This window comes from Roseomonas gilardii (genome assembly GCF_001941945.1).
Classification (GTDB): domain Bacteria; phylum Pseudomonadota; class Alphaproteobacteria; order Acetobacterales; family Acetobacteraceae; genus Roseomonas.
The window spans coordinates 814,188-838,166 of sequence record NZ_CP015583.1; the positions used below are offsets into that span (position 1 = coordinate 814,188).

A 23,979-nucleotide genomic window follows, 5' to 3' on the forward strand; every position below is an offset into this window, starting at 1 on the left:
GAAAGTGCCATGCGTGGAGGCGTGGTGCGCCCCGGGGGAGAGGGCCCTGCCTTCTCCCCCGGGGCGCACCACGGTGGACGGCAGTCAGAGGAAGTCGCGGAGCAGCGCGACCAGGGGCTTGTCCGCCGGGGGCATGGGATAGTCGGCCAGCTTCTGCGGCCGCACCCAGGCCAGGGCCTGACCCTCGCGGGATTCCGGCGTGCCCTCCCAGCGGCGGCACAGGTAGAGCGGCATCAGCAGGTGGAAGCCGTCATAGGCGTGGCTGGCGAAGGCAAAGGGGGCCAGGCAGGTTTCCGCGACGTCGATGCCCAGCTCCTCCCGCAACTCGCGGATCAGGGCCGCCTCCGGCGTTTCACCAGGGTCCACCTTGCCGCCGGGGAACTCCCAGAGCCCGGCCAGGGCCTTGCCCTCCGGGCGCCGGGCCAGCAGCACCCGCCCGTCCGGGTCGATCAGGGCACAGGCGGAGACCAGCAGCAGGCGCGAGCCACCGGGTGGGACGGGCTGTTCCGCCGGGGCCGGAGTGGGGGCGGGTTCGGCCGGCGTCGAAAGCTCTGCCCGGCCGGCGCGGAAAAGGCGGACGGGCAGGCGGGCGTTGCGGGCGGAGAATTCCTGCTCCCCGGTGCCCGTCTCGACGAAGCCGATCCGGCGCAGCACGGCGGCGGAGCGCTCGTTCTCCACCAGCGCACTGGCCTGCAGCGTGTCCAGTTCCAGGTTGGCCAGGGCCCAGCGGGCGAGGCGGCCGGCCGCCTCGCTGGCGATGCCTCGCCCCCAGTATCGCCGCCCGACCCAGTAGCCGAGGGCGGCGCCGCGCGGGGCGGCGGCATCGGGGCGGGTCAGGGCGACGCAGCCGACGAGCTGCTCGCGCCCCTGAAGTTCCTCCACGATGGCGAGGTGCCAGGCCTTTCCGGCGGCGATCTGCGACCGGGTGGAGCCGATCCAGTCATCCGCCAACTCGCGCGGATAGGGGAAGGGGACGCGCGCCAGCATGCGCGCGACCTCCCAGTCGTTCACCAGCCGGTGCAGGTCGGCGGCATCCGTGGGGCGCAGGGGCCGCAGCAGCAGCCTTTCCGTCCGCAGCGGCGGGAAGAGGGACGCATCCTCCTCCGCCGCCGCGGCCGAGGCCTCGCTCAACGCCGCCACCATCCCGCGCGGCGCGCCTGGGACGGCGAGGTCCCATCCAGGACCACGGGCTTCACCGGCTCACCCACCTGGGGTTCGGCCGTGTCCGGCGTGGCACCGCCGGCCTCCGGCTCCACCCCGGCAGGCTCGGTGGCCGGGGTTTCGGGGGTGGTTGCCACGGCCGGCATTGCCTCGGGCACCGTCACTTCGGGGGCCGTCGCTTCAGGGGCCGTCGCTTCAGGGGCCGTTGCTTCCGGGGTGGGTGCTTCCACGGGAGCGGGGGCTTCCACGACGGGTTCCGCAAGGTTTGCGACGACCACGGCCTCCACATCGGTCACCACCGCTGCCTCGGGGGCGGGCGGGAACTCGGAAGGCTGCGCCGGAGCGTCCTCGCCGCTCAGCACGGCCGGGACTTCCGGCGGCGGCCCGGCGGTGATCGACACGGAAAGCGGTGGCAACTCGCCGCTGGTCAGGCGGCGGGCGGCAGCCTCCGCGGCGGCCTCGGCGGCGGCCAGGGCATCCATCACCGGGTCATAGGCCCCGCCGAAGGGATCGGCCGGGGTCGGGCCGGTGTAGCGGCTGGCGACACGCTCGCCACGGCGCGGCGCGGCGGCCTCGGAGGATTCCTCCGTCTGCTCGCTGCCTTCCTCCTGGCGGCGGCGACCGCCGCGGCGGCCACGACGGCGGCCACGGTTTTCCTCGCCACGCTCGCCCGCCTGGGCCTCCGGGGACTTCTCACCGTCCGTGGCGGCGGTTTCCGCCTCGGCGGGGATGGACGGAGCCTCGTCGGAGGGCTGGTCGGGCGGGCCGGCCTCGTCCGCCGGGACCGGCTGCTCCTCGCCGGTGTCGCCTTCGCCCGCGGCCTCGGCCTCGGCCTCCGGGCGCTCGCCACCTTCGCGGCGGCCGCCACGGCGGCGGCGGCGGCGGCGGCGGCCGTTCTCGCCCTTCTCCTCCGCCTTGCCCTCGGACCGATCCTCGGCCTTGTCGTCGCCGGCCGGGGCGGCCTCGGCCTCCAGCTCTTCCTCGGCCTCCTCCGGCTCCTCGGCCACCGCCTCGGGCAGGTAGTCCATGCGCAGGGCGGGGGCGCGGTTCACCGGCTGCGGCGCCGGCATGGTCTGGGCCTTCAGGCGCTCGATGCGGAACTGGGCCTCGGACATCTCATGCTCGCCCGCCAGCATGACATGCATGTTGAAGCGCGACTCGATGTTGGCGAGCCATTCGCGCTTGTTGTTCAGGATGTGCATGGCCACCGGCTCGGCGGCATGGACCAGGATCTCGGAGGCGCGGCGCTTGGCGCCTTCCTCCTCGATCGCGCGGAGGACGTGCAGGGCGCTGCTTTCCAGCGAGCGCACGATGCCCCGGCCCTGGCAGTGCGGGCAGGTCATGAAGGCGTGCTCGGTCAGGCTGGGACGGAGCCGCTGGCGGCTCATCTCCAGCAGGCCGAAATGGCTGATGCGGCCGACCTGGATGCGGGCGCGGTCGGTGCGCAGCGATTCCTTCAGGCGGCGCTCGACCTGGGCGTCGTGCTTGCTCGACTCCATGTCGATGAAGTCGATGACGATGAGGCCGGCGAGGTCGCGCAGGCGGAGCTGCCGCGCGATCTCCTCCGACGCCTCCATGTTGGTGCGGAGGGCGGTATCCTCGATGTGCCGGTCGCGTGTGTTGCGGCCGGAGTTCACGTCGATGGCGACCAGCGCCTCGGTCTGGTTGATGACGATGTAGCCGCCCGAGCGGAGCTGGACGACGGGCGACATCATGGCGTCGAGCTGCTGCTCCACCCCCGCCTTGACGAAGAGGGGCACCACCGGGTCGCGGTAGAGGCGCACGCGCCGCTCATGCTGCGGCATGATCATGCGCATGAAGTCGCGGGCCTGCTTCCAGGCGGCCTCGCCCTCGACCTCCACGTCGTCGATGTCGCGGCCGTAGCTGTCGCGCAGCGACCGCTTGATGAGGTCCGCCTCCTCGTAGATCAGGGCCGGGGCGGTGGAGCCCATGGTCCGCTCGCGGATGTCGTCCCAGAGGCGGAGCAGGTACTCGCCGTCGCGCCGGATCTCGGGCTTGGGGCGCTGGGCGCCGGCGGTGCGGACGATGATGCTCATGCCCTTGGGCAGGCTCATCTCCTCCACCGCCTCGCGCAGGCGCTTGCGGTCGGCGACCTGGGTGATCTTGCGGGAAACGCCGCCGCCGCGCGGCGAGTTCGGCATCAGGACCGAGAAGCGGCCGGCCAGCGAGATGTAGGTGGTCAGCGCCGCGCCCTTGTTGCCGCGCTCCTCCTTCACGACCTGCACCAGCATGATCTGCCGGCGGCGGATCACCTCCTGGATCTTGTAGTGGCGCAGGAAGCGGGGGGGGATGCGGCGCTCGCGGCTGCGGTCCTCCTCGCCGTTGCCCTCGGCATCGCCGCCCAGGGTCTCGGGGGGGATCTCAGGCGCGTCGTCGAGCACCAGGGCATCGCCCGCCTCGCGCACCGGGTCGCCCTCGGAGACCTGGTCCACATGCATGGACATGGGCTGGGCGCGGCCGGGGCGGGGGGCGTCGTCGGAGTCGTTTTCGGCGCCATCCCGGGCCTCGGCGGATTGGGGCGGTTCGGGGAGCGTGGCGTCGGCGGGGGCGGTTTGCGCGGCCTCCGGGGCGGCGGGGAGGGGGGCGGTTTCCTCGCCCGCCTCGCGCGGCGCCTCGGGGATGGCTTCGCCGAAGACCTGGTGCGGGCCTTGGTTCGCGGCCCCGGTCTCCGTGGTCACGGCCTCCGGGACGGTGTCCTCCGGCGCGGCGGGGGCGTCCCCGGCGGGCGGGGCGGTGTCCACCGCCGGTTCCTCCTGGGTGGAGGGGCTGGCGGAACGCTGGCGTCCGGAGCGGGAGCCACGGGACTCCCGGGCTTCCCGGCGGCGCAGGTCGCGGTCGTCCTCGGGGGCGGGGCGCTCGGCGGCGGTGTCGAGCTCCGCCTCGTCCTCGTCCTCCTCCTCGGCCTCCTGCGCCTGCATCTCCAGCAGGCGCTGCCGGTCGGCGACGGGGATCTGGTAGTAGTCGGGGTGGATCTCGCTGAAAGCCAGGAAGCCGTGGCGGTTGCCGCCATACTCGACGAAGGCCGCCTGGAGGCTCGGCTCCACGCGGACCACCTTCGCCAGGTAGATGTTGCCCTTGAGGGGGAGGCGGTCAGCCGCCTCGACGTCGAAGTCCTCGATCCGGTTGCCATCCATCACCACCAGCCGGGTCTCTTCCGGGTGGGAGGCGTCGATCAGCATGCGCTTGGTCATGGAAGCGTGTGCTCCGCGACAGCCGCCTGCCTCTGGGGGCGGCGGCGTCGGCTCGGTTGTGGGATGCGGAGCGGAAGCCGGCGCAAGGCGACGTGGCGATTCGCGATAGGCGCGTCGTCGCGGCCATGCCGGTCCCGTCCTCACTCTCGCAGGGCGCGGCCCGGGAAAGGGCCGGCCCGATGGTTGGGCGCACCGCGCGCAGGCCCCGCGCGCATCGCGGAATCGCGGCGCAAGCGGGCCGGCGGCAGGCGCGCGGAGGGCTGACAGGTTCCAGGGTTGCCTGGCAAAGAGCGCCCATGCGCGCCGCGGGACGCACCGGCCGGGGGATCGGGACCCGTACCTTCCCGGAGGAACGGCCGCCTGTCATGGCGGGCGCGATCGGCCAGCCACCGGCGCCAGTCCGGGCGCACGGGTCGTCGCGTCAGGGCCGATCCATCCAGGCCGGCCGAGGCGCATCGTCCCCCCACCGGCGACTTGCCGCCGGGGCAAGCCACCATAGGCAGGGCGGGAGTCCACCACAAGGCTGCTTTTTTCAGGACATTGGGGTGGGCCTGGCACGGTTCGTTGCGCCGGGGGCGGGCCCGGAGGCAGGCAGGGTGTGGCGCCGGATGCGGCAGGGCGGCGGGCTGGCCCGCGGCATGGCGCGGGAAAGGGCGGCCGGGCCGGGGTGACAGGCGGGGGCGCCGGGGACATGCTCGGGGGCATGGTATCCCTGACGAAGGCGGCGGAGAACCGCCCCCCTTTGCCTGCCGCCGTGCCGCTGGAGCCGGGGGAGGCGATCCCAAGGCCGCATCCTCCGCTCTGGCTGCTGGCGCTGGTGACGTTTTCCGGCACGCTGGCCATGCACATCTTCGTGCCGGCCCTGCCGAGCGCGGCCCGCAGCCTCGGGGTCAGCGCCGGGGCCATGCAGGGGGCGATCACCTTCTACCTGATCGGGCTGGCCTGTGGGCAGCTCTTCTACGGCCCGCTCGCCGACCGCTTCGGGCGGCGGCCGGTGCTGATCTCGGGGCTGATCCTCTATACCGCCGCGGGGCTGGTGGCACTTTTCGCCCCGGGGATCGGCAGCCTGTCCGTGGCGCGCTTCTTCCAGGCGCTGGGCGGCTGTGCCGGGCTCGCCCTGGGGCGGGCCATGGTGCGCGACACGGCGGAGCCGCAGACCGCGGCCTCCCGGCTGGCGCTGCTGAACCTGATGGTTTCCGCCGGGCCGGGCCTGGCGCCGGCGGTGGGCGGTGCGCTGGTGGCGCTGTTCGACTGGCGCGCGATCTTCGGCCTGCTGGCCGCCGTCGGGCTGGGACTGCTGCTGCTGTGCTGGCGGCGCCTGCCGGAGACGGGGCAGATGCGGGCCGGCATCCGGGCGGGCCATGTGGCGCGCGACTACCTGCGGCTGCTGCGCTCGCCTGCCTTCCTGGGCTACACGCTGGGCGGGGCCTGCACCACGACCAGCATGTACGGCTTCATCTCCGCCTCGCCCTTCATCTTCGTGAACGAGCTGCACCGGCCTGTGCAGGAGGTGGGCCTCTACCTCGCGGTCATGGTGCTGGGCCTGTCCGCCGGCAGCCTGGTGGCCAGTCGGCTGGTGCGGCGCTCGGGGATCGACCGGGTGATGCTGGGCTCCAGCCTGGCGGGGCTGCTCGGCGCCTGCCTGTTCCTCGCCGTGGTGCTGTCGGGGCGGATGAGCGTCGCGCTGATCATGCCGCCGCTGATCCTCTTCACCTTCGGCAGCGGCATGGCGAGCCCCATGGCGCTGACCCGGGCCATCAGCGTGAACCCGGCCGTGATCGGATCGGCGGCCGGGCTCTATGGCTGCGCGCAGATGGGCTGGGGAGCGCTGTGTTCCGCCCTGGTCGCCATCGGCGGCGATCCGGCGCTGGGCGCGGCGCTGGTGCTGGTGGGCGGCTGCGCCATCGGGCAGTTCGGGTTCTGGATCGCCGGACGCTCGCGACGGGCCGCCGCATCCCGGGAGGCGGATGCGCGTTAAGCCGGTGCCTTTGTCAGCAAGAGGAGCACGGACCATGGCGGATGTGAGCGCGATCAAGGAGCACATGGAGATCATCGGCGCGGATGGCGGCCATATCGGTACGGTCGATCACGTCATCGGCGGCCGCATCAAGCTCACCAAGTCCGACCGTGGCGCGGCCGGGAAGCACCATTACCTGCCGCTCGGCCTGATCGAGGACGTGGATGGCGGCAAGGCCCGTGCCTCCTTCAAGGCAGAGCTGGTGGAAGATTTCTGGGAGACCGAGGACGCCTGAGCGGCGCGCGCCCCGGCTTTCCGGGGCGTTTCCGGCCTGATGTCAGGCCGCCTGCCGCCGGTTGATGCGGGCTCGCGGGTGCGAAGCGGCTGGCCTTACGAGGCCAGCCGATGCTGGCGGGTGGCCCACCGCCGTTCATGGCGGAATTGCCACAGGGTCCGACGCTGATGTGACTTTCGTGCCATCGGCTTTGCCGCCAAGAGTGTTGGCTCCCGACAGTGCAAGGAACGGGCGGATTGCGGCGTTTGTGGCGAGTGCTGAAGGAGAGCGTCCTTCTTTTCTTCGAGGACGACGCGATGACGCGGGGTGCCGCCATCGCTTATTATGCGATCTTCTCGGTGGCGCCGATCCTGGTGATCGCGGTGGCGATCGCGGGCTATGTCTTCGGCGCCGAGGCGGCGCAGAAGGCCGTCGAGGTGCAGCTGAACGAGATCGTGGGGCCGCAGGCGACGGAATTCGTGCTGTCCCTGCTGCGCAGCGCCAGCCATTTCGGCTCCGGCCTGACTGCCACGCTGATCAGCCTCGTCGGCATCCTGGTCACCGCCAGCGGGCTGTTCAGCGCTCTCGAAGCCTCGCTGAACGCCATCCTGGACGTGCCGCCGCCCCGTTCCACGGTCTGGGCGCTGGTGCGCACGCGGCTGCTCGGCGTGGGGCTGGTGATCAGCGTCGGCTTCATGCTGATCGTACTGCTGCTGGCCAATACGGTCGTGTCCGCCTTCCAGGTCTATCTGAACCTGCTGCCCTGGACGCAGATCCTGCTGCAGCTGCTGAACACCGCCGTGTCCTTCCTGCTGCTGAGTCTGGCCATCGGCGTCCTGTACCGGACCCTGCCGAACCGCTGGCTGACCTGGCGCGAGGTGATGGTCGGGGCGGTGGTGACCGCCGTGCTGCTGCTGTTCGGCCGCTTCGGGATCAGCCTGTATCTGAGCCAGGCCAGCGTCGCCTCCACCTATGGCGCGGCGGGTACGCTCTTCGTGATGCTGCTCTGGATCTACTATTCCACGCTGATCTTCCTGTTCGGCGCGGAATGCGTGAAGTGCTATGCCCGCCATTACGGCAACAGCCGTATCCGGCGGAAGGAGAAGGGCGACGAGGCTTCGCTCACCGCCCATCCCGCGGAGGGGGCCGGGATGATCCCGGCCCGCCCCATCCCGCCTCAGGCGAAGGCCAGGTCGTAGCTGACCGAGTGGTTCCAGGTGAGGCTGGCGGCCGCCTCGGCATGGAAGGTGCCGTTCACGTCGATGCCCTGCAGGTACAGGTTGCGGTCGGCGCTGGCGCTGCCGTCATAGAGGTCGTTGATGAAGGCCACCTCGACCTTGTGGGTGCCGGTGGTGAAGTCGCCGGTCAGGGTGATGTCCTGCGTCTTCCCGGCGGCATGCGAGGCGGTGACCGTATAGGCCGAGTCGCCCACCTGCTTCCCGTCCACCTTCACCACCATCTGGGCATCGCCCTTGTAGGCATCCTCCGACACCCGCAGCGTGATGGTGTCCGTGCTGCTGGCGTTGGCCGTGCTGACGTTGCTGGTGGAGGAGGACGTGGCGGTGCTGGCCGTCGAGCTGGAGGTGCTGCTGCTCGACGAGGCGGTGCTGGAGGCGTTGAAGTTCAGGTTGAAGTCGGCCGTGTAGTTGTAGGTCATGTTGGCCTTGGCGCTGGAATACAACGTGCCGTCCACCGTGATGCCGTTCACGTAGAGGTTCCGGTCGCCGGCGGAGCCGCCGTTGAGGTCGTTCAGGTAGGTGACCGAGACCTTGTGAGTGCCGCTGCCGAAGTCGCCGGTGACGGTGATGTCCTGGGTCTGGCCGGCGGCGTGGGAGGCCGTGGCGGTCAGCACGTCGCTCGCCACCTTGTCGTCCACGCGGACGACGAACTGCGCGTCGCCCTGGTAGGCGTCCTCGGAGACATGCAGGACGATCTTGTTCGTCCCGGTGGTGGTGGTGTCCGTGGTCACCGTGGTGGTCGCGGCGGTGCCGACCTCGACCACCAGCGGGTGGTCGGACAGCGCGACCTGGACGCTCTTGGCGTTGGAGAAGGTGGCGATCGCCGTGCTGCCCAGGAGCGGGTCGTAGACCGTGCCGGACTGGGCACTGTCGAAGGTGATGGTGACCGTCTGGCTGGCGATGGAATAGGCGCTGTGGGTGGTCGTGTTCCAGATGGTCGGCTCGTTCCACAGCACCAGGTCGTAGTTGCCCGAGCTCTTCTGCAGCAGCATGTCCTGACCCTCGGTCGGCATGCCCTGGAGGGTGTAGCCGAGATTGGTCAGCGAGACGCCCTTCGTGTCCGCGGCCGGGTCGGACAGGATGCTGTTCAGGTTGTGCAGGGCGGTGGCGGCCTGCTTGGGCGTGCCATCGGCGTTGAACAGCCCGAAGCCGGTCTGCAGGTTGGTCGAGGAATAGGTGCCGGAGTTCACCAGCTCGTAGATATAGGTGCGGTCCACCCCGTCCTTGTACTGGTCCAGCAGCATGTTGAGGGTCAGGACCGCCTGGGTCCGCTCGTTCACGCCGTAGCCGTCGCTGGAATAGGTGGCGGTGGACCAGCCGCCCTCGGTGGCGATGGTGTCCTTGCCCGGGGAGACGGTCTGCGCCTCGGCGACCCGCTCCAGGACCTGGTCGGCCACGCTGCGGGTGAAGCCCCAGCCGAAATAGTAGCTGTGGATGTTGGAGTAGTCTGCGGAGGACGAGAGATTGCCGAGCTGGCTGTAAGAGGCGCCGTCGCCCAGGCTGGTCTGGATGACCGGCGTGCTGGCCAGGGTGCCGTTGCTGTGCACCGCCGAGTAGAGGGCGGCCTGGAAGGCCCGGGTCGCGGCGAAGCCGCTCAGCCCGTTATAGCTGATAGGGAAGTAGTCCGTCTCGTTAGGACCTTCGACGTAGTCAATCGCGTTGTAAAGGCTTTCCAGCTTCGCGATGGCCGCCACTTGGCTGCTGATGCTGGCGCCATTGCTGCCGCTGGTCAGCAGCGAGAAGGTAATATCGTGGTTGGCCAGGACCTCGAAAAGCTCGGTGGACAAAGAACCGCTGAGTCCATCGCGGACATGCGAGACGCCGATATAGTCGAGATCAGCAATAACCTTGCTGATGTTCCCGTATCCGCCACTGGTGTCGTTGATATGGGTATTGACCCCGATCGAATCGAGAAAGCTTTCCGTTGAACCAATGGGACGAATGCTCACAGATCAACCCCTCGACTAATGATGCCGATCGGGTGGCACAGCCGGGGAATGTGAACAAGAACTCCATCACAACCCCGCTACTGATCGCAACATTCCGCACCCGCGAAGAGCAGTTTATGGGCTAATATTCCTAATAATTAACAAACCTTGTGCGCGAGTGAATTAATCCTTACTCGCGCAGAAGGCGATTCACCCCGCCTTGGTCATGAGGCTGTGCTGCTCGCGGACCTCCAGGAAACGCAGCTCGGGGAAGTCCTCCGCCGCCCTGTTGCGGCGCCAGTCGCTGCTGAAGAAGGCCACCAGCGCGCCGTCATGGTCCTCGGCCACGTCATGGGGGATCGTGCGGCGGAAGCGTTCGAGCGCCGCCGAGTCCTCCGAGGCGACCCAGCGCATCAGGCTCCAGGGCGTGTTCTCGTAGCGGCTGGGGACGCCGTACTCGGCCTTCAGCCGCTCGGCCAGCACGTCGAGCTGCAGGGCGCCGACCACGCCCACCACGGGGGGCGTACCGTCCAGGGGGCGGAAGAGCTGCACCACGCCTTCCTCGGCGAGCTGCTCCAGCGCGGTGCGGAGCTTCTTGCCGACCATGGCGTCCTCGATCATCACCCGGCGCAGGATCTCGGGGGCGAAGCTGGGGACGCCGGAGAAGTTCAGCGCCTCCCGCTCGGTCAGGGTGTCACCGATTCGCAGGATGCCGTGGTTGGCGATGCCGACCACGTCGCCGGGCCAGGCCTCCTCGGCCACCTGCCGGTCCTGGGCGAAGAAGAAGAGGGGGGCGTTGACGGGGACCTGCTTGCCGGTGCGGGTCTGGCGCAGGCGCATGCCCTTCTGCAGCCGGCCGGAGCAGATGCGCAGGAAGGCGACGCGGTCCCGGTGGTTGGGGTCCATGTTCGCCTGGATCTTGAAGACGAAGCCGGTCAGCTCGGGCTCGGAGGCCGTGACGGTGCGGCTGTCGGCGGCGCGGTCGCGCGGCGGGGGGGCGAAGCGGGCCAGGCCCTCCAGCAGATGGCCGATGCCGAAGTCGCGCAGGGCGGAGCCGAAATAGACCGGTGTCATCGTGCCCTCCAGGAAGCGGGCCGGGTCGAAATCCGGATAGGCACCGGCCAGTTCGGCGCCGTCGCGGAGCTCCTGGGCCAGGTCGGGCCTGACCAGCGTGTCGAGCTTCGGGTCGCCGAGGCCGGCGAGCTTCACCGGGCCGGAGCCCTCCGCCATCAGGTGCAGGGCCGGGTCGAGCAGGTCGTAGGTGCCGACGAAGGAGCGGCCGGCGCCGACCGGCCAGGCGACCGGAGCGACGTCGAGGGCGAGCGTCTTCTCGATCTCGTCCAGCAGCTCGAAGATATCCTTCGATTCCCGGTCCATCTTGTTGATGAAGGTGATGATCGGGATGTCGCGCAGGCGGCAGACCTCGAAGAGCTTGCGGGTCTGGGCCTCGATGCCCTTGGCGGCGTCGATCACCATCACCGCGGCGTCCACGGCGGTGAGGGTGCGGTAGGTATCCTCGGAGAAGTCCTCGTGGCCCGGCGTGTCGAGCAGGTTGAAGACCACGCCGTCGCGCTCGAAGGTCATGACCGAGGTGGCGACCGAGATGCCGCGGTCCTGCTCGATCTTCATCCAGTCCGAGCGGGTGCGGCGGCGGTCGCCCTTGGCGCGGACCTGGCCGGCGAGCTGGATGGCACCGCCGCGCAGCAGCAGCTTCTCGGTCAGGGTGGTCTTGCCGGCGTCGGGGTGGGCGATGATGGCGAAGGCGCGGCGCCGCGCGGCCTCGCGTGCCACCGCGGTCTCGGCGGCGGGATGGGTTTCCGGACCAGTCGGCCGGGAAAGGACGGGCTGGTCCATCGGCATCTTCCCTATCAGCATGTTCAGAGGTTCAGCGGGCCTTCTAGCCCGTCTGGACGCCAGATGGGGAGGCCGGGTGCCGCGTGCCAGCGCGGCGCTGCCGGCAGGCCAGGAGGAGGCGGGGAATGGGTCCGGAACAGGTGGGGGATCGGCTGGGGGCACGCTGGCGGGGGGCGGCGGCCCTGGCGCTCGTTCTCCTGCCCATGCTGGGCGCTCCGGCCGTGGCGCTGGAGATTCCGGTGGCGTCGCGCGAGTACAAGCAGGGCATCGAGATCGCCGCCCTCGGGGTGCAGGAGATTTCCGGTGCGGCGGCGCTGGCCGGGCGGCTGCGGGGGATGCTGGACCGGGCCAGGACGGGGGATGGGACGGCACCGGGGTTCGGGCCTGGCCGTCGGCGGATGGTGCGGTTCCTGGACACGGACGATTGCCGCCTCTGGCGGGCGGGGCTGCTGCTGCGCCTGCGCGGTGGGGAGGAGGGAGGGGCGGCGGAGAAGGTCACGCTGAAGGCGCGCAGCCAGGACCTGTTCCGGATCGCCGGCCTGTCGCTGGAGGCCCGGGGGGAAGGGAAGGGCGGCGGGCGGAGCTGGCAGGACGACTTCCATCTCTCGGCAGCGGGGGATGGAGGGCTCGTGCCGGTGAGCGACTATGCCCTTTCCGTCACCTGGGACGGCGCCGCGCCCACCGGGCTCGGCGCCCTGCGGGAGCGGGTCGCGAACCTGTCCGAGGCTTTGCCGGAAGCCGGGGAGGCGCCGCTGCGCCCGGGGCCCGCCATCACCGAGGTCGCGCTGCGTTCAGGGCCGCTGCGGATCGCCGGGCGCAAGACCCGGCTGGAGCTGTCGCTGTGGTACCGGCAGGCGGATGGGCGGCTGCTGGCGGGGGACCTGTCCTTCACCCTGAAGCTGCCCGTGGCGCCCGGGGAGGCGCGGCAGGCGGGCGATGCCCTGGCCGGGCTCCGCGCCGCCCTGGGCAGCGCGGCGGGCGGGGAGGCGGAGAAATCCCTCCGCGCCCTGCCGGAGGGGTGCGGGAAGGGCTGAACCCGCCCGGGCGGGCGGGGCCGGCCCTTTCCGGTCGATTCCTGTCCGGTCGATTCCTGTCCGGTCGGTTCCTGTCCGGTCAGGCCCACTCGCCCCGGCGCATCACCGGCTCGGACTCGCCGGAGGCGGTGATGCCGTCCACATCCACCTCGCCGGATCCGATCATCCAGTCGATATGGATCAGGCTCTTGTTGCCGCCCTGGGCCTGGAAGGCCTCGTCGGTCAGGGTGGCGCTGTTCTCGAAGCAGGTCTTGTAGGCCTGTCCGAGGGCGATGTGGCAGGCGGCGTTCTCGTCGAAGAGGGTGTTGAAGAAGAGCAGGCCGCTGGCCGAGATGGGCGAGGAATGGGGCACCAGCGCCACCTCGCCGAGGCGGCGGGCGCCCTCGTCCGTGTCGAGCACCTTCTGCAGCACCTCCAGCCCGGTGCTGGCCTGGGCCTCCACGATCCGGCCGCCCTCGAAGCGCACGGCGATGTCGCGGATCAGCGTGCCGCCATAGGAGAGCGGCTTGGTGGAGCGGACATGGCCCTCCACCCGCGCCGCATGGGGGGTGGTGAAGACCTCCTCGGAGGGAATGTTCGGGTTGCAGGTGATGCCGTTCTTGGCGACCTCGGCACCCCCCAGCCAGGCATGGCCGTCGGCCAGCCCGACGGTCAGGTCGGTGCCGGGGCCGCGGAAGCGGAGCGCGCCGTAGCGCTTGCCGTTCAGCAGGCGGGTGCGGGCATGGAGGCTGGCATTGTGCCCGGCCCAGGCGGCGACCGGATCGGCGGCATCGACGCGGGAGGCGGCGAAGATGGCGTCCCAGAGCTTCGCCACTCCGGCCTCCGGCGTCTCTTCCGGGAACATGGCCCGGGCCCATGAGGGGGTGGCGAAGGCGGCGATGGTCCAGTTGATGTCGAAGTTCACGATCCGCTCCAGCGCCGGGAGATAGGCCTTCGAGCGGGCGCGGTTGGCGCGGGAGACCTTCTCCGGGTCCTGGGCGGAGAGGAGGTTCGGGTCCTCCCCGGTGATGGCGAGGCGGGCGGCGTTGCCGGCGAAGGCCCGGCCCATGCCCTCGAAGAGCCAGCCGGGGGCGGTATCGAAGGCGCTGTCGGGCGCGTGGCGGAAGCGGGCGAGGGTCATTTCCTCGTCGCTCAGCAGCGTGGTCACGAGCGAGGCGCCTGCCTTGTAGGCATGTTCGGTGATCCGCCGCACCAGGGGCAGGGCGTCGAGCGGCGCGGTCATCACCAGCTCCTGCCCTTCCCGCAGGCCGAGACCCACGCGGACGGCGACCTCGGCGAGCCGGTCGATGCGCTGGTCGAGCGGAAGGGACGTCTGGGTCATCGGGAGCCTCCGGATCAGAATGCGGCCCCGATCAAGAGGCCCGTTCGCGCCGGCCATCAAGGCCCCCGGGCCTTGCGGAGGCGCCGGAAGTGGCGGCGTCCCCGCCATGGGCCGGCCATCCGCCCTGGTTGGCACGGCGCCGCGGCAAGCGAATTGCATGGGCATCCCCAGGGCAGGAAGGGGGCGTCCGATGTCGCCGGGTCATCCAAAAAAAGAAGCGAATCCGGCAGTGGCATGGCATGCTGTCGCGGCAATGCAGCAGGATCGGAAAAGCACAGTGCAACTCTCTTCCCACAATCATTGAGGAATGGAGTTGAAGCTATTGGCAGGACTGCCCTACGCTTCCATATCCAAGCAAGGTGAAGCCCGCGGGATTGTAACGTCCCGCCACGGGCCGGGGCAACCGAAGTTGATCCCGTGTGTCCGCCCCAGTCCAGGGGGACGCGTTTCTTTGAAACCGTTGTGTATCGCTCTCTTGCCGTTGCCCGAGCCGTGCCCAGAATTTTCCTATGGCATCGGCGCGCGGCGCGGAATTCAGACCGCTGTTTCGTATCGCAAGGACTGACCAGAGCACCGCCCGTCGCCAACATCTCTTTTCCGGAGGGTTCCATGGCTCCGCTCGATGACATCTTCTCCCTGCACTCCTCGCTGCGCGAGCAGCGGCGCGAGTCCGAGATGAGCCTGTCCGAATACCTCGAAGCCTGCCGCGACGACCCGGGCTGCTATGCCTCCCCGGCAGAGCGCATGCTCAAGGCGATCGGCGAGCCTGAGACGATCGACACGGCCAAGGATGCGCGGCTCGGCCGCATCTTCCTGAACCGCACCATCCGGGTCTATCCGGCCTTTGCCGAGTTCTACGGCATGGAGGAGACGATCGAGCGCATCGTCGCCTTCTTCCGGCACGCGGCGCAGGGGCTGGAGGAGCGCAAGCAGATCCTCTACCTGCTCGGCCCCGTCGGCGGCGGCAAGTCCTCGCTTGGCGAGCGGCTGAAGGCGCTGATGGAGCAGGAGCCCATCTATGTGCTCAAGGCCGGGCGCGACCTCAGCCCGGTCTTCGAGAGCCCGCTCGGCCTCTTCGAGCCGGAGCGGATGGCGCCGGTCCTGGAAAAGCAGTTCGGCATCCCGCGCCGCTACCTCAACGGCCTGGCGAGCCCCTGGGCGCTGAAGCGGCTGGAGGAGTTCGGCGGCGACCTGCAGAAGTTCCGGGTGGTGAAGCTGCACCCCTCCCGCCTGAAGCAGATCGCCGTCGCCAAGACCGAGCCGGGCGACGACAACAACCAGGACATCTCCGCCCTGGTCGGCAAGGTCGATATCCGCAAGCTGGAGATGTATTCGCAGAACGACCCGGACGCCTACGGCTTCTCGGGCGGGCTGAACCGCGCCAACCAGGGGCTCCTCGAATTCGTCGAGATGTTCAAGGCGCCGATCAAGATGTTGCACCCGCTGCTGACGGCGACGCAGGAGAGCAACTATCTCGGCACGGAGAATATCGGCGCGATCCCCTTCAACGGGATCATCCTGGCCCATTCCAACGAGGCGGAGTGGCAGAGCTTCCGCAACAACCGGACCAACGAGGCCTTCCTCGACCGCGTGAACGTGGTGAAGGTGCCCTACTGCCTGCGGGTCACCGAGGAGACGAAGATCTACGAGAAGCTGATCTCCTCCTCCGCCCTGGCCGAGGCGCCCTGCGCCCCGCACACGCTGGAGATGCTGGCCCGCTTCGCCGTGCTGTCGCGGCTGAAGCCACATGCCAATTCCCGGCCCTTCACCAAGATGCGGGTCTATGACGGGGAGAACCTCCGCGAGACCGATCCCAAGGTGAAGACCATGCAGGAGTACAAGGACTCCGCAGGGGTGGACGAGGGGATGGAGGGGATTTCCACCCGCTTCGCCTACAAGGTGCTCTCGGCCACCTTCAACCATGACCCGACCGAGGTCGCGGCCGATCCGGTGCACCTGATGTACGTGCTGGAGAACACCGTGAAGCGGGAGCAGTTCCCCGCCGAGGTCGAGCAGAACTACCTGACCAGCATCAAGTCCGAGCTCGCCTCCCGTTATGCCGAGTTCATCGGCAACGAGATCCAGAAGGCCTATCTGGAGAGCTACCACGACTATGGGCAGAACCTGTTCGACCGCTATCTCGACTATGCGGATGCCTGGATCGAGGACCAGGACTTCAAGGACCCCGATACCGGGCAGATGCTGAACCGGGAGCTGCTGAACGGGGAGCTGACCAAGATCGAGAAGCCGGCGGGCATCGCGAACCCGAAGGATTTCCGCAACGAGGTGGTCAAGTTCGCGTTGAGGACTCGGGCCAACAATGGCGGGCGCAACCCGTCCTGGACCTCCTATGAGAAGATCCGCGACGTGATCGAGAAGCGGATGTTCAGCCAGGTCGAGGACCTGCTTCCCGTCATCAGCTTCGGCTCGAAGAAGGATGGCGACACGGAGAAGAAGCACAACGACTTCGTCGAGCGCATGGTCTCGCGCGGCTATACCGAGCGGCAGGTCCGCCGGCTGGTCGAGTGGTACATGCGCGTGAAGCAGTCCGCCTGAAGGTTCCGGGGAGCGAGGCACACCGCTTGGACATTATCGACCGACGTCCGAACCCGCACGGGAAGAACCTGGAGAACCGCCGGCGCGTGCTGGCCCGCGCACGGTCCGCCGTGACGCGGGCGGTGCGGGAGGCGGTGGACAGCGGGACGCTGCGCGAGGTCGGCAAGGGCGGGGAAGCGGTCACCATCCCCGCCGACAGCCTGCACGAGCCCTTCTTCCACACCGTCTTCACCAGCGGCCAGCGCGACATCGTGCTGGGCGGCAACAAGGAGTTCTCGGTCGGCGACCGCATCAAGCGGCCGCCCGGGGGCGGTGGCGGCGACGGTGGTGGGGGACAGGGCGCGGGCAATGCTCAGGGGCAGTCGGAGGACAACTTCCGCTTCGTGCTGACCCGGGACGAGTTCCTGGACCTGTTCTTCGAGGACCTGGAACTGCCGGACCTGGTGAAGGCCCAGGTCGTGGACGTGGAGAATGTCGCCCCCTCCCGCGCCGGGATCAGCACGGACGGGTCGCCCTCGCAACTCGACATGGCGCGCACCATGCGCCAGTCCATGGCCCGCCGGATCGGGCTGCGGCGCCCCAAGACGGACGAGATCCAGGCGCTGGAGGCCGAGATCGCGGGCCTGGAGGAAAGCGGCGAGGCGCCGGAGCGCCTGCCGGTGCTGCGCGAGGAACTGGCGACGGCGCTGCGGCGGCTGGGGCGGATCGCCTGGGTGGACCCGGTGGACCTGCGCTACCGCCGCTTCACCCCGACGCCGCGACCGACCGCGCGGGCGGTGATGTTCTGCCTGATGGACGTTTCCGGCTCCATGACCGAGAGCATGAAGGATCTCGCCAAGCGGTTCTTCCTGTTGCTGCATGTCTTCCTGGAGCGGCGCTACAAGCGGGTGGACCTGGTCTTCATCCGGCACACCGAGGCGGCGGAGGAGGTGGACGAGAAGACCTTCTTCACCGATCCGCGCACCGGCGGCACGGTGGTGTCCTCGGCGCTGGAAGAATTGCTCCGCATCCAGAAGGAACGCTACCCGGCGGATTCCTGGAACATCTATGCCGCCCAGGCCTCGGACGGCGACAACTACAGCGGCGACACGCCAAAGACCGTATCGCTGCTGGAGAAGGACATCCTGCCGATCGTGCAGTACTTCGCCTATATCGAGGTCGGCGTCTCCGGAGCCGTGATCCGGGGCGAGAGCGACCTGTGGCGGGGCTATGCCCCGGTCGCCGGACGGGCGGAGAACCTCGCCCTGCGGCGGGTCGGGGAGCGGAAGGATATCTTCCCCGTTTTCCGTGACCTGTTCGGCAAGCGCACGGCGCCGGCCGGCTGAGCCGCGGGGAGGGCACGACGATGGGAGCCGAGCTTCTCTATACCGGCACGGACTGGGATTTCCCGACGCTGCGGCGTTCCTATGACGCGATCGAGGAGATCGCCGAGAAGGAGCTGGGGCTGGAGGTCTATCCCAATCGGATCGAGATCATCACGCCCGAGCAGATGCTCGACATCTACACCTCGCACGGGATGCCGCTGACCTACCGGCACTGGTCCTATGGCAAGCGGTTCCTGCAGCACGAGGTCAGCTACCGGAAGGGCTATACCAGCCTCGCCTACGAGGTGGTGATCAACTCCAACCCCTGCATCTCCTATCTGATGGAGGGGAACACGGCGACGATGCAGGCGCTGGTGATCGCCCATGCCGCCTTCGGCCACAACCATTTCTTCCGCAACAACTACCTGTTCCGGCAATGGACCGAGGCGTCCTCGATCCTCGACTACCTGGAATTCGCCCGGTCCTATGTGGCACGCTGCGAGGACCGGTTCGGGGTGGCGGCGGTGGAGCGGGTGCTCGATGCCGCCCATGCGCTGTCGCATCATGGGGTGCACCGCCATGCTGGCACCCGGCAACTCAATCTGCAGACCGAGGAGCGGCGGCAGCGCGAACGGCGCGAGTATGATGAGAAGGTCTATAACGACCTGTGGCGGACCGTGCCGACCGGCAAGGCCGCGCCGGGCGTGGACCTGGTGGCGGAGCGGCGGCGGCGGCTCGGCCTGCCGGAGGAGAACCTCCTCTATTTCCTGGAAAAGACCTCGCCCCGGTTGCAGAGTTGGGAGCGGGAGATCATCCGTATCGTCCGGCTGATCGCCCAGTATTTCTACCCGCAGCCCCAGGGCAAGGTGATGAACGAGGGCTGCGCCACCTGGGTGCACCAGCGGATCATGACGCGCCTGCACGAGAAGGGGCTGATCGACGACGCGGCCTTCCTGGAGGTGCTGCATTCGACCAGCAACGTCATCACCCAGCCTGGCTTCGACCATCCGGCGGGAGGGGACTTCAACCCCTATGCGCTGGGCTATGCGATGATGTCGGATATCGAGCGCATCTGCCGCGAGCCGACCGCCGAGGACCGGCGGTGGTTCCCCGATTTCGCCGGCAATGGCGACCCGATGGGCACGCTGCGGGATGCCTGGGCGAACTACCGCGACGAGAGCTTCATCCAGCAGTTCCTGTCCCCGGCGGTGATGCGGAAGTTCCACATGTTCCGCCTGCATGACGACACGCGGGAGCCCTATCTGCTGGTGGATGCCATCCATGACGAGGATGGCTATCGCGAGATCCGCCGCTCCCTGGCCCGCGTCTATGACCCCGGCGCGAACACGGCGGATGTGCAGGTGGTGGATGTGGACCTGGCGGGCGACCGGCGGCTGATGTTGCAGCACCGGACCACGCCGGGGCGGCTGTTGCAGGCCAAGGATGCCGAGACCACGCTGCGCTACCTTGCCAGCCTCTGGGGCTATGAGGTGAAGCTGGTGGAGGTGGATGCCATGACGGATGCGGTGCTGGCGACCCACAGCGCGGGGCCGCTGCGGGTCTGAGCCGTGCTTCCGGGAAGGGGCGGCTCAGCCTTTCTTCCCGGCCTCTTGGTCCGAGGCCAGGATGCCCGCCACGGCCATGTCGGTCCTCGGCGTGTCGTGGATCACGATCTGCACCACTTCCGGTGGGCAGGCATAGGCCTCCACCGTGGCGCGGGTGATGCCTTCCACCAGCCGCCGCTTCTGCTCGACCGTGCGGCCCTCGAAGGCATGGATATGGATGATGGGCATGGCTCTCCTGTCCGGGCGGGCCTGATCCCGCCCGGCGGCGTCAGGTGACACTGCTTCCCGGCTGCCAGCCAGCCCTGGACCACCGTTTTTCTGACGCGCGGCGGGCGGGTCGTCAGCCCCCTTCGGCGGCCTCGCGCAGCATCTCCAGCTCCAGCCATTCCTCCTCGGCCTTCGCCAGATCCGCCTGCCGTTCCGCCAGCATGGCGCTGGCCTTGTCGAAGCGCGGCTTGTCACGGGCGTAGAGGCCGGGATCGGCCAGGATCTCGCCGAGCTTGCGGATCTCGACATGCAGCTTGTCCATGCGGGCGGGCAGGGTCTTCAGCGCCTCCCGCTCCCGCATGTTCAGCCTGCGCGGGCCGGTGGAGGCTTCCTCCGCCCGGGGGGCGGATGACCCGGCGGTGGCGCTTCGCGCCGGTGACGGGGCCGTGGCCTGCCCGCGCGCCTGCACGCCATGGCCCCGCTGGGCGACCATGTCGGAATAGCCGCCCGCATATTCCTGCCAGCGCCCCTCGCCCTCATAGGCGATGACCGAGGTGGTGCAGCGGTCGAGGAAGTCGCGGTCGTGGCTGACCAGCAGGACCGTGCCCGCATACTCGGCGATCAGCTCCTGGAGCAGGTCCAGGGTTTCCAGGTCCAGGTCGTTGGTCGGCTCGTCCAGAACCAGGAGGTTGCTGGGGCGGGCCATGGCACGGGCGAGCATGACGCGGCCCCGCTCGCCGCCCGACAGCACGCCCAGGGGGGTGCGCGCCTGTTCCGGCGGGAAGAGGAAGTCCTTCATGTAGCCGATGACGTGCCGGGCCGCGCCGCCGACATGGACGAGGTCGCTGTCGTCGCCGGTCAGCGCCTTCTGCAAGGTCATGGCGGGATCGAGGCTGGCGCGGCGCTGGTCCAGGCTCACCATCTCCAGCCCGGTGCCGAGGCGGATCTCGCCGCTGTCCGGCGAAAGGTTGCCGGTGAGCATGTTGAGCAGCGTGGTCTTGCCGGCGCCGTTGGGGCCGACGATGCCCACCCGGTCGCCGCGCAGCACGCGGGTGGAGAAGGGGGCGACCACGGTGCGGCCGTCATAGCTCTTGGTGATCTCCTCCGCCGAGACGACCAGGGAGCCCGATCCGCCCGCCTCGGCGGCGGCCATGCTGACCTTGCCCAGGGCGCCCACCCGCTCGCGCCGCTTCTTGCGGAGGTCGTGCAGCTCGCCGAGGCGGCGGACATTGCGCTTGCGCCGGGCGGTGACGCCGTAGCGGAGCCAGTCCTCCTCCCGCGCGATCTTGCGGGTCAGCTTGTGCGCCTCGCGCTCCTCGTCCTCCAGCACCTGGTCGCGCCAGGCCTCGAAATGGGCGAAGCCCTGGTCCAGCCGCCGGGTCACGCCACGGTCCAGCCAGACCATGGCGCGGGACAGGTTCTCCAGGAAGCGGCGGTCGTGCGAGATCAGCACCAGGGCCGAGCGCATGGAGCGCAGCTCGCCCTCCAGCCATTCGATGGCGGGGAGGTCGAGGTGGTTGGTCGGCTCGTCCAACAGCAGGATGTCCGGCTGCGGCGCCAGGACGCGGGCCAGGGCGGCGCGGCGGGCCTCGCCGCCGGAGAGAACGGCGGGGGTTTCCTCACCCGAGAGGCCGAGCTGCTCCAGCAGGTAGCGGGCGCGGTAGGGGTCGTCCCCCGGGCCGAGCCCGGCCTCCACATAGGCCAGGGTGGTGGCGAAGCCGGAAAGGTCGGGCTCCTGCGGCAGGTAGCGCACGGTGGCGCCGGGCTGCACGAAGCGGGTGCCGCCATCGGGCTCCACCAGTCCGGCGGCGATCTTCAGCAGCGTGGACTTCCCCGAGCCGTTGCGCCCGACCAGGGCCAGCCTTTCGCCGGCCCCGACGCCGAGGGAGGCGCCCGCCAGCAGCGGGGTGGTGCCGAAATTCTGCCGGATGTCGGTCAGGAGGAGCAGGGGAGGAGGAGCCATGTCGCCCCGCATGTAGAGCGGATCGGCCAGGAAGGGGAGGCCGCGCGGTGCCGTACCGGTCCCGTCCGCGATGCCCGCCGGGGCGGCGGTCACGGGCGGGGCGGTGTCATGCTCCGGGGGGCCATGGCCGGATGGGACGCCGTCAGGGCAGGGCGCGCGTGGCGAGGCGGGCGGCATCCCACTGGCGGACCCGGTCGAGCAGCGCGGCCGGCGGCAGGGGCTGGGAAAGGTGGTAGCCCTGCACGATGGGGCATCCGAAGCGGTCGAGCATCTGCAGCGTCTCCTCGTTCTCGACGCCCTCGGCCACGACTTCGATCTCCAGCGAGCGGGCCAGGCTCAGCACCGCCTGCACCAGCACCTGGTCGCTGCGCGTCCCGACCATGCCCGAGATGAAGCTGCGGTCGATCTTGATCCGGTCCACCTCCAGCTTCTGCAGGGAGCCGAGGGAGGCGAAGCCCACGCCGAAATCGTCGATGGCGATCCGCACCCCCGCGCGGCCGAGCGTGTCCAGCCCCGCCTGGGCGATGCGCAGGTCCATCATCGCCTCCTCGGTCAGCTCGATCTCCAGCATCCCGGGCGGCAGGCCGAATTCCGCCAGGGCGGACATGACCAGACGGGCCACGCCGAACTGGGTCATCTCGCGCGGCGAGACGTTCATGCTCACCACCGCATCCGCATGCCCCATCTGGCGCAGCGTGGCGATCATGCCGCAGACATCCCGCAGGATGAAGCGCAGCAGCGGCTCCGCCTGCCCGGCGCTGGCGGCCGCCAGGATGATGGCGGGCGGGTCGATCGGCCCGTGACGGGGGTGGTTCCAGCGGATCAGCGCCTCCGCCCCGGCCAGGGTGCCGCAGGGACGGCGGAGCAGCGGCTGGTAGTGGACCTGCAGCGCGCCCTCGGCCAGGGCGCGGGGCAGGTCGCGCTCGATGTCGCGCGTCACCTCCCGCTGGTGCCGGAGGGCATCGTCGAAGAGGCAGAAGCGGTTCCGGCCGCTGCGCTTGGCGGCATAGAGGGCGGCGTCGGCGCAGGAGAGCATCTCCCCGCCATTCGTTGCCGTGCCGGGGGGCTGCTCGCAGAAGACGCCGATGCTCACCCCGACCCGCCCGGCATCGCAGACCGTGAAGGGGATCGCCACCGCCGCCGTGAGCCGCGTGGCCAGCTCCGCCGCCTCCCGTTCCGGGACCAGGGTGTCGGGGGACAGGCGGCCCAGCACGGCGAACTCGTCACCGCCGAGCCGGCCGAGCACATAGCCCCGGGGCAGGGCGCGCCGCAGCCGCTGCGCGACCTCGGCCAGCAGCAGGTCGCCCGCCTTGTGGCCGAAGAGGTCGTTGACCGACTTGAAGCCGTCGAGGTCGAGAAGCATCAGGCAGTGCGGCCCGTCTTCCGGCGCCGGCGCGTTGCGGCTGGCGGCCGTCCTGGCCAGGCTGTCGTCGAGCGCCTGCAGGAAACCGGCGCGGTTCAGCACCTGGGTCAGCATGTCGTGCGTGGCGCGGTGGCGCAGGTCCTCGGCGATGTCGAGGGTCTGGCGGTGGGCCTCGTGGAGGGAGGCGGCCAGGGCCCGGGCCTCCTGCTTGCTGCGGCTGGCCTGGAGGAAGGTGCGCTCGCCCTCCCAGGCGTTGCGGACCAGGGCGGCCGTATAGAGCGCGACGGTGGCGGCCAGCATCCGCTGCTCGAAGCTCCCGGCCCAGGCGAGGCAGACGATCACCGAGAAGAGAGCGGGGGTGATGAAGCAGACCGGCACGCGGGCATAGGCGGTGCCGTGCACCACGGCGCCCGCGGTGATGCCGCAGACCACCACAAGGAAGAAGGGGGCCTGGGGCGTCGTGTAGCCGTCGCAGAGCAGGGGCACCGCCGCCCAGACCATGCCGGAGCACCAGGCCAACAGGCACATGGCGCGGAACCAGCGGCGGATGGCGGGGGTTTCGCGCCCGTCCAGCAGCATCGCGCGGGGCGGGAAGCCGCAAAGCAGGCTGCGCATCAGGTTGACCGCGATGCTGGTCCAGAACCAGACGAAGCCCGCCCTGCCCTGGCCGCCATAGCTCGCCATCGCCAGGTTGGAGAAGCTGAGCAGGATTGTGACGGGAAGCGAGATGAGCACGCTGCGCCGGACGGCCCGGAGCTGGTCGAGACGGATCAGGCCCTCCAGGGGAGGCTGCCCGGTATCCAAGGGGGCTGGTGCTTCGTCGGGGCGTGCAGGCATTGTAACTTCAGGTTGGTTTTGCTCTGGATCGTGCCGAATCCAGCTTAAAATGCCATGAAATGCAATCAATGGTTGTGGGTTGGCACGGATTTCGCCTCAGCCGTGCCGTTGGGCAGCCCTGTTCCAAATTCGCTGGACTCGGCGGAGGCAATTCGGTAGTTGCCGCCCTCCTGATCCCTTTCCGCGCGCGTCCCCGACGCTTGGC

Annotated in this window: 15 protein-coding genes; 7 read left to right on the forward strand and 8 right to left on the reverse strand. The window is 69.6% G+C overall.

The window, feature by feature from the left end; translation table 11 throughout:
- Positions 1-84: 84 nt before the first annotated feature.
- Together RGI145_RS26105 and RGI145_RS03620 are read right to left on the reverse strand one after the other, a co-directional pair.
- Positions 85-1,131 carry a bifunctional GNAT family N-acetyltransferase/(deoxy)nucleoside triphosphate pyrophosphohydrolase gene (locus RGI145_RS26105; protein WP_269466556.1) on the reverse strand — a complete coding sequence of 349 codons (1,047 nt, stop codon included), beginning with the start codon at positions 1,129-1,131 and terminating at the stop codon, positions 85-87.
- Complete coding sequence (locus RGI145_RS03620; protein WP_075797270.1) at positions 1,128-4,373, reverse strand: Rne/Rng family ribonuclease; 3,246 nt, start codon at positions 4,371-4,373, stop codon at positions 1,128-1,130. The genes RGI145_RS26105 and RGI145_RS03620 overlap by 4 nt, the downstream gene beginning before the upstream one ends.
- 703 nt (positions 4,374-5,076) lie before the next feature.
- Between RGI145_RS03620 and RGI145_RS03625 the strand changes: the two genes are divergently transcribed.
- The 3 genes from RGI145_RS03625 (at position 5,077) to RGI145_RS03635 (ending at position 7,803) form a co-directional block, all read left to right on the forward strand.
- Positions 5,077-6,351: a multidrug effflux MFS transporter gene (locus RGI145_RS03625; RefSeq protein ID WP_237183194.1), complete on the forward strand. Its 1,275-nt coding sequence runs from the start codon at positions 5,077-5,079 to the stop codon at positions 6,349-6,351.
- 34 nt (positions 6,352-6,385) lie between these two features.
- On the forward strand, positions 6,386-6,625 hold the full coding sequence (locus tag RGI145_RS03630) for a DUF2171 domain-containing protein (protein ID WP_075797271.1): 240 nt from the start codon (positions 6,386-6,388) through the stop codon (positions 6,623-6,625).
- 236 nt (positions 6,626-6,861) lie between these two features.
- The gene (locus RGI145_RS03635) at positions 6,862-7,803 is read left to right on the forward strand and encodes a YihY/virulence factor BrkB family protein (protein WP_156878422.1); all 942 of its coding nucleotides are present in this window, start codon (positions 6,862-6,864) and stop codon (positions 7,801-7,803) included.
- Here RGI145_RS03635 and RGI145_RS03640 read toward each other — a convergent pair.
- Together RGI145_RS03640 and RGI145_RS03645 are read right to left on the reverse strand one after the other, a co-directional pair.
- The gene (locus RGI145_RS03640) at positions 7,782-9,629 is read right to left on the reverse strand and encodes a carbohydrate-binding domain-containing protein (protein WP_075797273.1); all 1,848 of its coding nucleotides are present in this window, start codon (positions 9,627-9,629) and stop codon (positions 7,782-7,784) included. The genes RGI145_RS03635 and RGI145_RS03640 overlap by 22 nt on opposite strands.
- 351 nt (positions 9,630-9,980) lie before the next feature.
- Positions 9,981-11,624: a peptide chain release factor 3 gene (locus RGI145_RS03645; protein ID WP_083670359.1), complete on the reverse strand. Its 1,644-nt coding sequence runs from the start codon at positions 11,622-11,624 to the stop codon at positions 9,981-9,983.
- Positions 11,625-11,749: 125 nt separating this feature from the next.
- On the opposite strand from RGI145_RS03645, the gene RGI145_RS03650 reads away from it, so the two are divergent.
- Positions 11,750-12,658, forward strand: a complete 909-nt coding sequence (locus tag RGI145_RS03650; RefSeq protein WP_075797274.1) for a hypothetical protein — start codon at positions 11,750-11,752, stop codon at positions 12,656-12,658.
- A 79-nt stretch (positions 12,659-12,737) separates the two neighbouring features.
- Here the strand turns inward: RGI145_RS03650 and RGI145_RS03655 are convergent, their stop codons facing one another.
- On the reverse strand, positions 12,738-13,979 hold the full coding sequence (locus RGI145_RS03655; protein WP_075797275.1) for an aminopeptidase: 1,242 nt from the start codon (positions 13,977-13,979) through the stop codon (positions 12,738-12,740).
- A 609-nt stretch (positions 13,980-14,588) separates the two neighbouring features.
- On the opposite strand from RGI145_RS03655, the gene RGI145_RS03660 reads away from it, so the two are divergent.
- The 3 genes from RGI145_RS03660 to RGI145_RS03670 are packed head-to-tail and all read left to right on the forward strand — an operon-like array spanning position 14,589 to position 19,404.
- Positions 14,589-16,535 (forward strand): PrkA family serine protein kinase, encoded by a 1,947-nt coding sequence (locus RGI145_RS03660; protein WP_075797276.1) that lies wholly within the window; start codon positions 14,589-14,591, stop codon positions 16,533-16,535.
- 26 nt (positions 16,536-16,561) lie between these two features.
- Positions 16,562-17,860: a YeaH/YhbH family protein gene (locus RGI145_RS03665; RefSeq protein ID WP_075797277.1), complete on the forward strand. Its 1,299-nt coding sequence runs from the start codon at positions 16,562-16,564 to the stop codon at positions 17,858-17,860.
- 20 nt (positions 17,861-17,880) lie between these two features.
- Positions 17,881-19,404 (forward strand): SpoVR family protein, encoded by a 1,524-nt coding sequence (locus tag RGI145_RS03670; protein ID WP_075797278.1) that lies wholly within the window; start codon positions 17,881-17,883, stop codon positions 19,402-19,404.
- 24 nt (positions 19,405-19,428) lie between these two features.
- On the opposite strand, the gene RGI145_RS03675 is transcribed toward RGI145_RS03670, so the two are convergent.
- The 3 genes from RGI145_RS03675 to RGI145_RS03685 all read right to left on the reverse strand — a co-directional run bounded on the left by RGI145_RS03675 (position 19,429) and on the right by RGI145_RS03685 (position 23,741).
- Positions 19,429-19,632 (reverse strand): 4-oxalocrotonate tautomerase, encoded by a 204-nt coding sequence (locus RGI145_RS03675; protein WP_075797279.1) that lies wholly within the window; start codon positions 19,630-19,632, stop codon positions 19,429-19,431.
- A gap of 112 nt (positions 19,633-19,744) precedes the next feature.
- A complete protein-coding gene (locus RGI145_RS03680; protein WP_075799804.1) occupies positions 19,745-21,574 on the reverse strand; it encodes an ABC-F family ATP-binding cassette domain-containing protein in 1,830 nt (609 codons plus the stop codon).
- Between the two features lie 142 nt (positions 21,575-21,716).
- Positions 21,717-23,741 (reverse strand): putative bifunctional diguanylate cyclase/phosphodiesterase, encoded by a 2,025-nt coding sequence (locus tag RGI145_RS03685; RefSeq protein WP_208863922.1) that lies wholly within the window; start codon positions 23,739-23,741, stop codon positions 21,717-21,719.
- Between the last annotated feature and the right edge of the window lie 238 nt (positions 23,742-23,979).

Bases quoted from the DNA above. Each gene is read 5' to 3' on its own strand.
- RGI145_RS03620 (WP_075797270.1), bottom strand. From the start codon at position 4,373: ATGACCAAGCGCATGCTGATCGACGCCTCCCACCCGGAAGAGACCCGG.
- RGI145_RS03625 (WP_237183194.1), top strand. From the start codon at position 5,077: ATGGTATCCCTGACGAAGGCGGCGGAGAACCGCCCCCCTTTGCCTGCC.
- RGI145_RS03630 (WP_075797271.1), top strand. From the start codon at position 6,386: ATGGCGGATGTGAGCGCGATCAAGGAGCACATGGAGATCATCGGCGCG.
- RGI145_RS03645 (WP_083670359.1), bottom strand. From the start codon at position 11,624: ATGGACCAGCCCGTCCTTTCCCGGCCGACTGGTCCGGAAACCCATCCC.
- RGI145_RS03650 (WP_075797274.1), top strand. From the start codon at position 11,750: ATGGGTCCGGAACAGGTGGGGGATCGGCTGGGGGCACGCTGGCGGGGG.
- RGI145_RS03655 (WP_075797275.1), bottom strand. From the start codon at position 13,979: ATGACCCAGACGTCCCTTCCGCTCGACCAGCGCATCGACCGGCTCGCC.
- RGI145_RS03660 (WP_075797276.1), top strand. From the start codon at position 14,589: ATGGCTCCGCTCGATGACATCTTCTCCCTGCACTCCTCGCTGCGCGAG.
- RGI145_RS03670 (WP_075797278.1), top strand. From the start codon at position 17,881: ATGGGAGCCGAGCTTCTCTATACCGGCACGGACTGGGATTTCCCGACG.
- RGI145_RS03675 (WP_075797279.1), bottom strand. From the start codon at position 19,632: ATGCCCATCATCCATATCCATGCCTTCGAGGGCCGCACGGTCGAGCAG.
- RGI145_RS03680 (WP_075799804.1), bottom strand. From the start codon at position 21,574: ATGGCTCCTCCTCCCCTGCTCCTCCTGACCGACATCCGGCAGAATTTC.